We start from the raw sequence: 12,337 nt of genomic DNA, 5'->3' as shown, positions 1-12,337 counted from the left end.
GTACTACTCTCTGAGTGCCGCTTTTCCTAAGCGCCGCTCGAAGGTAAAACTGTTCCTCACTTCCTGCTATACATCCGTATCACTTGCGCGTCCCGTGCGATCTGTGGTTTGGTCACACCAAGTCCTTAATTGCTAGGCTTTTAACTTATTCCTTGCCCATTAAATCCTAGACCGCTTCCTGCGTTTACATCCTGTAGTATTCCTAGTGGCACCGGTCATTCCCTTAAGTGGGGGTAAACGTCCGCTGTTCCTTTGCCTACTTCATCCTGGCAGCATCCTGCTATTCGATTCCGTTTCGAAATATCCGTATGTCCGCTACAACTTCCTGTCAACCAATCTGTCCTTGTGATTGGATATCTTCCCTAAGTTTCCTTACTAAACCACCAGTCATCATGACTGACAGTGTCCTTTGCTTCCTATGCCCAACATCCTGTTGTTTAATCCTTGTCCTACTGCTCTTCCTGAGCGTGCCAGCTTGGCTTTTTCCCATCCTTTGCTACACTTCCTGCGCAGCTCACTCATCCTGAGTGCCGTCCTCGTCGCTTTATCCTCAAGCTGTAGTGACAGTATAGATAAGTGCTTGGTAGCTGTATGCAAGCTAAAAAACTTTGTTATTTGTGTCATATTTTAGCCATAGATATAAACGTTATATAAAACAGGTGGTTAAGTTTTTTTTGCTGCTAATTTCTGCGCTATCTTCCACGATCGCTGTCATTGCTGTGAGAGATCTCGCACGAGTTACTTCTCAATTTGCGATACCGAAAATGAAAACATGTCATCGTTTTGTCATGATCCGCTGGCTTTCGCGCACAGAGTCGGTAAAATTTATTTGCTAATAGTTCTTATTTGTTCTGGAGGTAGGTTTTGCGTAAATTCGTTGCCATGATTACTGTGGCTCTAACGGCGGCGCCTGTGTATGCTGAGCAAGAAGTGAATATCTATTCGTTTCGTCAGCCTTTTTTGATCCAACCGATTCTGGATGATTTTACCGCCCAAACTGGGATTAAAACTAATGTGGTATTCGCTAAAAGCGGTCTGATTGAACGCGTCCAGCGTGAGGGCAAACATGCTCGGGCTGATTTAGTCTTAACCTCTAACTTCAGCGATTTAATGCAGTTAGAGAGTCTTGATTTGACTCAACCGATTCGCAGTGAAGTAGTTAGTAACAACGTTCCAGCGGCTTTTAGAGATCCCGAAGGCGATTGGGTGGCATTGACCAAACGGGTACGTAATGTGTACTCATCAAAAGAGCGGCTTGGCGCGTTACCGAATTTACGTTATGAAGATCTCGCGGCGCCAGAGTATAAAGGTAAAATCTGTACCCGTTCAGGCAAACATCCTTACAATGTTGGCTTAGTTGCCTCTATGATTGCGCACCACGGCGAAGCTGCAACAAAAACTTGGCTACAAGGGGTGAAAGCGAATCTAGCACGCACGCCGCAAGGTAATGATAGAGGCCAAGTTAAAGCGGTGAAAGAAGGCTTGTGTGACCTTGCGCTTGGAAATAGCTACTATTACGGCAATATGCTAGAGGACCCTGAGCAGCAAAGCTGGGCAGCGGCCGTGAACATTAATTTCCCGAATCAGCAAGACCGAGGCGCGCACATGAACGTTTCTGGTGTAGTTATGACCAAGTACGCTAAGAACGCCGAAAATGCCTTGAAACTTGTAGAGTTTTTGACTGAAAATAAGGCGCAAAGTATGTACGCTTCGGTCAACAAGGAATATCCAGTCAAGCCCGATGTTGCGGTGTCAGCGTTAGTCGCATCATGGGGTGAGTTCAAAGAAGATAGTTTACCGCTCAGTGAAATCAGTAAATATCGTCCACAGGCATTGAAGCTGTTGGATGAGGTAAAATTCGACCTTTAATGCAAATATCTTCTATTTGGTCTAAGTGGCCATGGCAGGCATGGTTAGTGGCCACTTTACTCGTCATGCCACTGTTATTTTTAATCGCTACCGCGCTGCAGGGCAGTTCAGATGTGTTTGAACACTTGTGGCAAACAGTGCTTTGGGATTACAGCCTTAACACCGTGCTATTGATAGTCGGTGTTTTACTGGTTTCGTCTATTCTGGCACTCCCTTTAGCTTGGTTAGTGGCTTACTGCGAATTTCCCGGTCGGCGCCATTTCAGTTGGGCGTTGATGTTACCACTGGCGATGCCCAGTTATGTTATTGCCTATATTTATACCGATTTGCTCGATTACGCAGGCCCTGTGCAGGTGTGGCTGCGCGCTCAGTTTGGCTGGCAAAGCCCAGACGACTATTGGTTTATAGACCTACGCACTTTGTCAGGGGCGACACTTATGTTGGCGTTAGTGCTTTATCCGTATTTGTTTCTGATTTTTAAAACCGCCTTGCGGGAACAGTCGTTTAAATTGCTGCAGGCCGCACAAGTGATGGGGCACTCGCCAATGGCGAGTTTTTTCAGTGTAAGTTTACCGCTGGCTCGTGGTGCGATTGTTGCTGGGCTGGCTTTGATAGCGATGGAAACCATGGCTGACTTTGCCACGGTACATTATTTTGCGGTTAACACACTCACTACCGCAGTTTACGACACTTGGCTGGGTTACTATTCACTGCCGGCAGCGGCTAAAATTTCAGCGCTAATGTTACTGCTGTTATTTTCCTTGATGGCGCTAGAGCGTGTGAGCCGAGCGGGTAAGGTAGAACATGAACGTCAAGCGGTGCGTAATGAAGGACAGTTATATTGGTTGTGCGGTACTAAGGCTTGGCTTGCCACCGGTTGGGCTATCATGGTCCTGATGTTGGCTTTTATCTTACCTGTATTGGTGCTGGCTGATTATGCACTTACATATTGGCAAGACGCGTGGCAAGACGAATTTGCACGCTTTGCTTGGCAAAGCTTGCAGGTGGCGATGTGGGTCAGTGCTATTTGTGTGGTGTTAAGTACTTTGCTTGGTTTTTGGCAGCGTTTCAGCACAGCCCCAGGTTCGCGTTTACCTGCACGACTTGCCAGCACTGGCTATGCGTTACCAGGAACGGTACTAGCGGTGGCGGTGTTATTACCTTTAACTGCGTTGGACAATACACTTAATGAGTGGTTTGATGGTAGCCAATGGCAACCTGGATTACTATTTAGCGGCACCATATTTGCGCTTATTTTTGCCTATGTGGTGCGGTTTTTTGCCGTGGCACAAGGGGCGATTGAAGCCAGCTATGGCAAAATCAGCCCATCGCAAGATATGGCGAGCTTTTCGTTGGGTAAAGGGCCATGGCGCACTTTTTGGCGCGTCCACGTACCGCTGCTGCGCCGCGGTATGTTAACGGCGGCGCTCTTGGTATTTATTGAAAGTATGAAAGAACTCCCCGCGGCCTTGTTATTGCGACCATTTAATTTTGAAACATTGGCAACCCATGTCTATCAATATGTGAGTGACGAGCAATTAGAACTGGCAGCGTTTAGTGCGCTACTGATTGTATTAGTTGGATTATTACCTTTGTATATCATTAACCGTTCGATGGAGAGTGCTGGTGGCAAGCTTAGAGATTAATGCGCTGACCTATCGCTATGGCCAAAACAAGGTGGTCGATGACCTCAATCTAACCGTGGCTGACAACGAAATTGTCTGTTTGCTTGGTGCCAGTGGCTGTGGCAAAACCACCACCTTGAAATTGATAGCGGGCCTTATCCAGCCGGAGCAAGGGGTTATTCAAATTGGTGGCTCGCGAGTCAATGAGCATAAGCTCTTTGTGGCGCCACAGCACCGTAATATTGGTATGATGTTTCAGGATTATGCGCTATTCCCACACCTCAACGTCGCAAAAAATATTGCCTTTGGGTTAAAAGGCTTAAATAAAGCACAACGTGATGCTCGGGTTAAAGAAATGCTGCAGCTGGTGCAACTTGAAGAGTTTGCAGCGCGTTACCCGCATGAGCTGTCTGGTGGACAGCAGCAGCGGGTAGCAATTGCTAGAGCGCTCGCTTATCGACCTAAACTGTTATTGCTCGATGAACCTTTCTCCAATATCGACAGCCAAGTGCGCTTTTCGCTCATCAATGACATTCGGCAAATCATTAAACAACAGGGCGTAGCGGCGATATTTGTAACGCATTCGCGCGAAGAGGCGTTTGCTTTTGCCGATAAACTGGCAATTATGGAGCAAGGTAAAATTGCTCAGTTAGATAGCGCCGAAGCGCTGTATCGCGCCCCCGCAAATCGCTACGTAGCGGAATTTATGGGGCAAGGGGTTTATCTTGATGCCAAAAAAATCTCAGATTATCAAGTTAGTACGAATTTTGGTGTGATACATTCAAGCCAGCCTTTAGCTGCCCATAGCACAGGTCAAGTTTACTTGCGGCCGCAACATATGCGCTTGATAAATGGCGAAAACCATCAAATCGAGCTATTACAACAGCGCTATTTAGGGCTAGACTATAGCTATACAATTGTAATCGAAGATCAGGCTTTAGAATTACAACAATCAGCTCGGCATGCCATTGACGTGAATGCGGCTTTGGCGGTTGAAGTTGAACCGCACGCTGTTACCTATTTTGCGCACGAAGCTTAGCTTGTGATGGCTAGAGGTAGCGCGATCCGCTAAGCAATGTTGCAACCATCTTCAAGCACAGTTGCCGAATAACAATAAGCTGGGGTGTGTCGTCTTATGGCGCAAGCACAATCTGGAGTCTGTGCAGAGGCAAATCTGCATGGCTTACATTTATTTTTTAATGTCTTAGAAGGGCATGACGAAGCTGTGCGCGAAGCGCTGGCGGACTATTTACTGTTGCTTGATGAGTTCAGTGACCGCTTTTCGGAATCTATGATCTCAAGCTTTATTGCCATTGGCGCGCAGTACTGGCCGCATCTTTATCCCGAGTATATTCCTAGTAGTTTGCGTAGTTTTCCGCATTTTCCGCACAGTGAGCATAGCGTTCATAGCCAACCGGTTGACCTGATGCTCGTGGTGCGTTCAGACCGTGAAGACGTCAATCATTTATTTGCCCAGCGGGTACTGCAGCTGTTGGCAAGCGGTGTGGAGCTGGTATCACAGGTACGCTGCTTTCGGTTTTTGGACGGTCGCGACTTTAATGGTTTTATTTATGGTGCGGATACCCCGCATGGGCGTGATAAGCGTTTAGTCGCGTTGGTTCATAATCCCGGACAATGGGACGACCAAGGCAGTTATGTGCATGTGCTGCGTAACAAGTTTGATATGCACAACTGGCAACGTTTAACGCTGGAAGAACAAGAACAAATTATGGGGCGTACTCGGCTTGATAACAGCTTATTGATGCCACCGCGCCCAGATAGTCATGCCTGTTTAAGCGAGCTTAAAGATGAACATGGTCGGGCATTGGTATTAAACCAAAGTATGCCGTTTGGCGATGTTTATACTCAGGGTAGTCTGTGGCTGAGCTGTTCTGCGCACGGTGATGGGCTTGAGCTGGTGTTAGCTAAACGTTTAGGCAATGAGCTATGTTATGACCGTTGGTTGGATTATTGCGTGAGTGATATGGGCGCTGCATTTTTCGCGCCCTCACAGCATTTTATTCGGTATATGGCCAAGCCTAATTAGACGTTATCAAACAAAGTGCGCACGCGCTCCATGGTGGCGTCGATTTCAGTGACTTTGGCAGGCGCAATAAAAATGGTATCGTCGCCTGCGATAGTGCCAAGTACGCCATCTGCTTTACTCAACGAATCCAGTAAACGAGCGATTAATTGCGCTGCGCCCGGGCTGGTGCGAATGATGATCATCATTTCGTTGTGGACTATGTCTATCACCAACTGACGCAGTGGGCTCTTTGCGGTTGGTACACCCATTTCGACCGGTAAACAGTACACCATTTCCTGTTTGGCATTGCGCGTTCGCACTGCACCAAACTTACTCAGCATACGTGACACTTTGCTTTGGCTGATATTGTCAAAGCCTTGATCTTTTAAGGCATCGACAATTTCGCCTTGTGAACCAAAGTTTTCTTCTTTTAGAAGGGCTTTAAACGCGCGGACAAGTGCTTCTTGCTTTTCTTGGGGTTGCATTACTGTTCTCTTTTCTCTCACGGTATCAATACGATTCTACACAAATCCATGCAATTGCCCAAGTATTGTCAGGCAAAGTTGTGGTCTGCTGTGTTAAAGCAGCGGGGTCGGGTTGGTTTAAATTGGTGCGATGTTTTTTGAGCGCATAGCAAGGTTACAGTTCGCTAACCTAACCCGTTTTATATTTTGTTGTAGGGCTAAATTCGCATTGAGCTGCTAACTTGTAGCGTAATATCACCAGACAGTGGCAAGATGTTTACAACTATGGTCGAAAAAATCTTGAATATAAGCAGGATTAATTTGTTTTTATCGGTGCTTTTCATTATCTTTAGGGCACTTTTTATCCCTACCCCAAATTACGGAGAATTCCCATGAAAGTTGCTGTATTAGGTGCCGCTGGTGGTATCGGCCAAGCGCTGTCTCTACTACTTAAAAATGGTTTACCAGCTGGTTCTGAGCTAGCGCTTTACGACGTAGCGCCTGTTGTTCCAGGTGTTGCAGTTGATCTTTCTCATATCCCAACTGCAGTTAAAGTTGCAGGTTTTGGTAAAGACGATTTAGACGCAGCGCTAGTTGATGCTGACATCGTTCTAGTACCAGCGGGTATGCCACGTAAGCCAGGTATGGACCGTGCTGATCTATTCAATGTTAACGCAGGTATCGTGAAAGCACTTGCTGAAGGTATGGTGAAAAACTGTCCTAAAGCACTTGTTGGTATCATCACTAACCCAGTTAACGGCACAGTACCTATCGTTGCTGAAGTATTCAAAAAAGCAGGTGTGTATGACGCTGGCCGTATCTTCGGTGTAACGACACTTGACGTGATCCGTTCAGAGGCGTTTGTTGCTGAGCTTAAAGGTCTAGACGTTGCTAAGGTGAAAGTACCTGTGATCGGCGGTCACTCAGGCACTACGATTCTACCTCTACTCTCACAAGTTGAGGGTGTTGAGTTTACAGCTGAAGAAGTTGCTGCATTAACACCACGTATCCAAAACGCAGGTACTGAAGTAGTTAACGCAAAAGCAGGTGGCGGTTCAGCAACACTTTCAATGGGCGCTGCAGCAGCACGTTTCTGCTTCTCGCTAGTGAGAGGCCTACAAGGCGAAGCAAACGTAATCGATTACGCTTACGTTGCAGTTGAGAATGGTGATGCTCCTTACTTTGCACACCCAGTTCGTCTAGGTAAAAACGGTGTTGAAGAGATCCTTTCTTACGGCACGCTAAGTGCGTTCGAAGAGAAAGCGAAGAACGACATGCTAGACACGCTGAAAAAAGATATCCAAGAAGGTATCGACTTTATGGCGTAATCGCCAAAGTGTGGAAGAAGCCTGCCATTGCAGGCTTTTTTTATGCGTGTTGACACACCAAATGAGTATAACGTCCGATAGAGGCGTAAGGCTCTTGTTGGTTGTATTCAAGTTCAAATGCCAGCAGTTGCTCAAACGCCGTGGCTGCTTTTTCTTGGTCGCGCATATAGTCATGAAAACAGCGCACGCCCGTTTTGCTTATTACGGTTAAATTGAGTTGTTGTAACCACAGGGCGACGGCTTTAGGATCAAGTGGTTGATTAGGGTTAAGACTGACTTTTTTCTTCACTTTTAAATCGGCCTGCACATAATCAAAATTACCATAAAGAATATTCGCAAGACGTTTAGCGTCTTTGTTGTAATACATCAAACTCAAGTAACCCGTGGGCTGCAGCGCATCTTTAAGTAGTGCTACCGCAGCTTGTTGGTCAACCAACCATTCAAGCACCGCATGACACAGCACTAAGTCAAATTTACCGAGCGATAAGGTCGCGAGCGCTTGCAGCGGGGCGTGGATAGTCTCAAGGCGCTCGGATAACCCTAACTCCGCCGCACGCTTATTGGCGATGGCAAGCATGTCCTCCGAGATATCAATTAAGGTCACATGGTGGCCGAGTCCTGCCAGAAACAGCGCCAGTTGGCCTTGACCACCACCAACGTCTAAAATCCGTTTACTACCGTCTTGCCCAAGCCAAGGGATTTCGGCTTGTAAATCGCGCTGTAGCACCGCTTCACGGATCTGACCTTTGGCAGTTCCGTAAATATTGCGGCTAAATTTATTGGCGATGCTATCGAAGCTTTTGTCTTTGGCCATAGTTGCGTTACACCGGGTTATCGATATCGATAAATTCGACGTCTAAACCGTACTGCTCAGCAAGGTATTCGCCAAGTGCTTTTACCCCGTAACGTTCGGTGGCGTGGTGGCCTGCGGCAAAAAAGTGGATATTTTGCTCGTTTGAGGAGTGAATGGTTTGCTCCGATGCTTCACCTGTGAGGTAGGCGTCGATACCTTGGCTTGCTGCCATATCAATAAAGCTTTGACCCCCACCGGTACACCAAGCAATGGTTTTAATTAAGTGGTCGCCAGCTTGATTGATCAGCGGTTTACGACCTAGACGCTGCTCAATTAACTCGGCAAATGCGGTTACAGTCATAGGCTCAGCCAATTTGCCTTTGACTGCAACACAGGACTTATTCCAAGGCTCTAATGGGCGTTCAATGGTCAGGCCAAGGAGTTGTCCAAGCTGGGCGTTGTTGCCCAGTTCTGGGTGCACATCTAAGGGTAAATGGTACGCCAGCAGGTTGATATCGTGATTAAGCAAAGTTTGTAAACGGCGTTTTTTGTAGCCTGTAACAGCTGGGTCTTCGCCTTTCCAAAAGTAGCCGTGATGGACCAATACGGCATCGGCTTGCTTAGCGACAGCCGCATCGATAAGTGCTTGCGAAGCCGTCACGCCGGTAACGATTTTTTGGATCTCAACTTTACCTTCGACCTGCAAGCCGTTAGGGCAATAGTCGTTAATCTGGAATGGCTTTAATAATTCAGTAAGTTGATTGACGAGTTTGCTGCGCTTCATGATAGCCCCCTTAAAAGCTGCTAGTGTAGCGCTTTTCATGGCGATGAGCAGCGCTTTTTCGGCTCATTTGCGGGGCTTTCACTTACAATAAGTTTACGGTGGCCGTATTAGTTGGTGTTGCAGCAAGCTGACAAGTAAACTCATCCCCATAAGCATAGAACGGCTCTGAGATTGGGGTGCGAAAATTCAAGCCAATTCCGCTGCAAATGCAAAAAGGCAGAGAAATTAACCTTCACTGCCAAGTAACGCAGCAGCGAGGCGAACAAAATCCGACGAAGTTAAAATCCCCACCAACTTATTCTCAGTATCAACCACAGGTAAGCAGCCATGACGATTGCGCACAAAAAAGGTCGCCATATCTTTTAATTGCTCGTCAGGCTTGATAGCGACAAAATCTGTGGTCATCACTTCTTTCACTAATTGCTGTTTTTCCCTGCGTTCCAAGGCATGTTGGCCAAAGGTGGCAAGAATTTTCATCACATTGGCTATCATGATTTTTTGCGTTAGCATACCGAGCAATTGCCCTTCGGCATCAATGACAGGAATGTGGCGGATATTTTTCTCGCGCATTAAATCATGAGCGGTTTTTAAAGTGTCATTCTCACCCACACACAACGGGTCTGGTGTCATTAAATCTGAAACAATCTTTAACATTTCCTTACCTCTTGGCAATTGCAATCACCTTAGAGTTTAGACAAGAATGGCTGTAAAGATGCCGAGTTAGATCAATAAAATCACAAAATAACAGGATTTAAAAAATGACCAAGGTCTTACTGACAACCGCAATAAGCATATTATTGATGATGGGCAATGCACAGGCTCAAGAGCGTAGCAGTGATTACAGTAAATTGAATTCGGTGCTGACGTTACTTAGTCATACAAAGTCTCCTTATGTGGCCGCTGATGTCAATGTCACCGTTAAAAATCCGACTGTCCAACTTAAAGATGTGAAAATTTGGCTCAGTGAGCAAGACAAAGTCATTGCGCATGGTGAAATCGACTCACAAGGTCATCTTACTTTGCCAGTCCTGCCCAGCGCACAAGCTAAAAATGTGCTATTGCATGTGAATCACAGCAAAGACGATGTAGCCATCAATATAGAAACGCAGATCACTGAGCCTAAATCCAAAACGCTGCATTACAACGAGCTGTTTGAGTTACTGGACGACGTCAACGAATACATAGAGTTGATGGCGGGTGGTTTTGCTTTTGCTGCCCCTAGCATGGATGCGTTGGAATTTACCTTCAGCGAGCCAGCTCGCATTGAAATCAAAGCCAAGAAAAAAACTTATCGTTATGAAACGGATAAGGATTTAAAAATAGCGCTGGATGTATCAAAGAAACTGCGAGCAGAAAATCCGCTAATTGAGTTTAGCCATTTTCCCACTAGCATGGCGCCAGCGGATTAAGGCGTTAATATCGGCTCGATAAAGTCAGGTACTTCGTTGGTGGCCAGTTGTAGATACTTAGCGCTGACCAGCTGAGAAACGGGTACTAAGTTATAACCCTCAGCCAAGAGTTGCGGTAAGGCTTTGGCAAGAAAGATAAAAGTTTCAGGATAAGGGTGGGCAATGGCAATAGCGCTACGTTCATTGGTTGCCACACGTTTGAGTTCATCGAGCTGAGCTTGCAATGCTTGCTCACTCAGCTCGTTGTCGAGAAATACGTTGCGGGCGACATTTGCCACGCCATACAAGTTAGCCACCGACTGCGCTTGAGTCAGTTCTGTGGTGCGACTGTCTAAAAAGAACAAATCGCGCTTTTTCAGCAGCTCCATTACCCATTTCATCGCTTCTGTTTGCTGTGTGAGCGCTGATCCCATGTGATTATTGATACCACGCACTTGCGGTAAGCTAGCAAGCGCATGCCCAAGGGTACTTTGTAGCTCATTTTTGTTCATATCTAAGGTCAACCCGCCTGGGCCAAGCGGTCTAGGCTCGTTGGCTTGCATCGGAACGTGTAGCAGGAGCTCTTTGCCTTCTTTACTGGCTAAGTAGGCAAACTGTTGTGAGTAAGGAGTATGTGGCAAAATAGAAAAGGTCACTGCGCCAGGCAAACTGAGCAGTTCTAAATCTCGCTGATGATAACCTATATCATCAATCACAATCGCAATTGTTTTGCCAGTTGCAGAAGCGTTGCAGCAGAGTATTGCAAGCGTCCCCCACAACCATCCTTTCCAAGTTTTGAGCACAGTGTGTTTTCGTTATTATTGTTTTGACAGAATTAAAGGATCCAGTTTTGCTAACATGCTTGCCATTTCTACCGTGGTATCAGGTAGGGCGAGGTTCATTATAACGGCTTTACTTAATTGTGAAAGCACCTCTTGCTCCAGTAATACGTCAGGCTTGATGCCAATTCCATCAATCGACTGGCCGGAGGGGGTGTAATAGCGTGCCGTAGTGAGTTTTAAAGCAGTATTACCGTCGCCAATCGGGATCAGAGATTGTACAGAACCTTTGCCATAAGAGGTGGTTCCCATAATTAATGCACGGCGATTATCTTGCAGCGCGCCGGCGAGAATTTCTGCGGCGGATGCTGAGTTGCCGTTGATCATAATAGCAATCGGTGCGCCGTTAAGAATATCGCCCCGTTGCGCCGTAAAAGCTTGGTTAGCATCAAAAAAACGCCCTTTGGTGGTGACTATAGTGCCGCTGTTAAGGAATAGATCCGCAATCGCTACGGCACTGCTAAGGGTGCCACCGGGATTATCACGCAAGTCAATAATAAGGCCGCGTAGCGCACCACCATATTCACTTTGCTGCATGGAGATTAACCGTGCCACATCATGATAGCTGTGGTTGTTAAAACTACTGATGGCGAGATAGCCAATGCCGTTGCCAAGCAGCCGACCCGTCACACTGTCGATATTGATTGCTTGGCGCTGTAAGGCCAAGGTGATTTGCTGTAGCTGGCGTTCAACAGTGAGTTTTATGGTCGCTAGTTTGGCCGCACGCAACAGTGCAGAGACGTTTTGCAACGATTCTTTAGCAATATTGCGACCATCAATAGCAATTAGCTTATCACCTGCTTGTAAGCCGCTTAGCGCCGCCGGCGAGCCTTGTAGGGTATTGATGATGATAAGCCCCTGCGGCTGCTCTTCAACTTCAATACCAAGGCCTGTGTAGTGGCCACTGGCAGCACTGAACACGGCTTCAAGCTCACTTTCGTTGAGGTATTTAGAGTAGGGATCAAGCTTAGCGAACAGCTCGTCTAAACCCGATTTGCTCAGGTCGCTCAGAGGTAGATCATCAACATAGTAAGCATGAATGTGAAATAAAATCTCATTAGTTTGCTCATCGTTGAGTTGTTTTGCAGGGGAGGCGGCGAGGGACGGCGAAAACAGGCAAAACAAGACAAAAAACAGTGCTAACAGCCAACTACGGTAATGGGTTGGTGTCTCAAAATTATCAAATTTGTAAATCATGGGCTGCTCCTCATCGGGTGCAGC

Annotated in this window: 12 protein-coding genes; 6 read left to right on the top strand and 6 right to left on the bottom strand. The window is 46.7% G+C overall.

Features of this window, described 5'->3' with window-relative positions:
* The first annotated feature begins 882 nt into the window (after nt 1-882).
* From ACFOEE_RS05765 to ACFOEE_RS05750, 4 genes are all read left to right on the top strand, one after another.
* Entirely contained in the window at nt 883-1,869 is a 987-nt protein-coding gene (locus ACFOEE_RS05765) for a Fe(3+) ABC transporter substrate-binding protein (RefSeq protein ID WP_377121877.1), read from the top strand.
* Complete coding sequence (locus ACFOEE_RS05760) at nt 1,869-3,515, top strand: ABC transporter permease (protein ID WP_377121827.1); 1,647 nt, start codon at nt 1,869-1,871, stop codon at nt 3,513-3,515. Before ACFOEE_RS05765 ends, ACFOEE_RS05760 begins: the two co-directional genes overlap by 1 nt.
* Nucleotides 3,496-4,533 carry an ABC transporter ATP-binding protein gene (locus tag ACFOEE_RS05755; protein ID WP_377121825.1) on the top strand — a complete coding sequence of 346 codons (1,038 nt, stop codon included), beginning with the start codon at nt 3,496-3,498 and terminating at the stop codon, nt 4,531-4,533. The genes ACFOEE_RS05760 and ACFOEE_RS05755 overlap by 20 nt, the downstream gene beginning before the upstream one ends.
* A gap of 96 nt (nt 4,534-4,629) precedes the next feature.
* Nucleotides 4,630-5,541, top strand: a complete 912-nt coding sequence (locus ACFOEE_RS05750; protein ID WP_377121823.1) for a Dyp-type peroxidase — start codon at nt 4,630-4,632, stop codon at nt 5,539-5,541.
* Here the strand turns inward: ACFOEE_RS05750 and argR are convergent.
* Complete coding sequence (gene argR, locus ACFOEE_RS05745; protein WP_377121821.1) at nt 5,538-6,005, bottom strand: transcriptional regulator ArgR; 468 nt, start codon at nt 6,003-6,005, stop codon at nt 5,538-5,540. The genes ACFOEE_RS05750 and argR overlap by 4 nt on opposite strands.
* Nucleotides 6,006-6,376: 371 nt before the next feature.
* Between argR and mdh the strand changes: the two genes are divergently transcribed.
* Nucleotides 6,377-7,312: a malate dehydrogenase gene (mdh, locus tag ACFOEE_RS05740; protein WP_377121819.1), complete on the top strand. Its 936-nt coding sequence runs from the start codon at nt 6,377-6,379 to the stop codon at nt 7,310-7,312.
* 40 nt (nt 7,313-7,352) lie between these two features.
* On the opposite strand, the gene ACFOEE_RS05735 is transcribed toward mdh, so the two are convergent.
* The 3 genes from ACFOEE_RS05735 to ACFOEE_RS05725 form a co-directional block, all read right to left on the bottom strand.
* Nucleotides 7,353-8,126 carry a methyltransferase domain-containing protein gene (locus ACFOEE_RS05735; RefSeq protein WP_377121817.1) on the bottom strand — a complete coding sequence of 258 codons (774 nt, stop codon included), beginning with the start codon at nt 8,124-8,126 and terminating at the stop codon, nt 7,353-7,355.
* A 7-nt stretch (nt 8,127-8,133) separates the two neighbouring features.
* Entirely contained in the window at nt 8,134-8,889 is a 756-nt protein-coding gene (locus ACFOEE_RS05730; RefSeq protein ID WP_377121815.1) for a Nif3-like dinuclear metal center hexameric protein, read from the bottom strand.
* A 225-nt stretch (nt 8,890-9,114) separates the two neighbouring features.
* Entirely contained in the window at nt 9,115-9,543 is a 429-nt protein-coding gene (locus ACFOEE_RS05725) for a CBS domain-containing protein (protein ID WP_377121813.1), read from the bottom strand.
* 104 nt (nt 9,544-9,647) lie between these two features.
* Between ACFOEE_RS05725 and ACFOEE_RS05720 the strand changes: the two genes are divergently transcribed.
* The gene (locus ACFOEE_RS05720; RefSeq protein WP_377121811.1) at nt 9,648-10,298 is read left to right on the top strand and encodes a DUF2987 domain-containing protein; all 651 of its coding nucleotides are present in this window, start codon (nt 9,648-9,650) and stop codon (nt 10,296-10,298) included.
* Here ACFOEE_RS05720 and ACFOEE_RS05715 read toward each other — a convergent pair.
* A complete protein-coding gene (locus ACFOEE_RS05715; RefSeq protein WP_377121875.1) occupies nt 10,295-11,056 on the bottom strand; it encodes a divergent polysaccharide deacetylase family protein in 762 nt (253 codons plus the stop codon). The two genes, ACFOEE_RS05720 and ACFOEE_RS05715, sit on opposite strands and share 4 nt — an antisense overlap.
* A gap of 39 nt (nt 11,057-11,095) precedes the next feature.
* Complete coding sequence (locus tag ACFOEE_RS05710) at nt 11,096-12,313, bottom strand: S41 family peptidase (protein ID WP_377121809.1); 1,218 nt, start codon at nt 12,311-12,313, stop codon at nt 11,096-11,098.
* Nucleotides 12,314-12,337: the final 24 nt, after the last annotated feature.

Source organism: Pseudoalteromonas fenneropenaei (assembly GCF_042643375.1).
GTDB lineage: Bacteria > Pseudomonadota > Gammaproteobacteria > Enterobacterales > Alteromonadaceae > Pseudoalteromonas > Pseudoalteromonas fenneropenaei.
The sequence above is the reverse complement of the archived record's forward strand: the minus strand, read 5'-3'. Positions and strand labels throughout refer to the sequence as shown.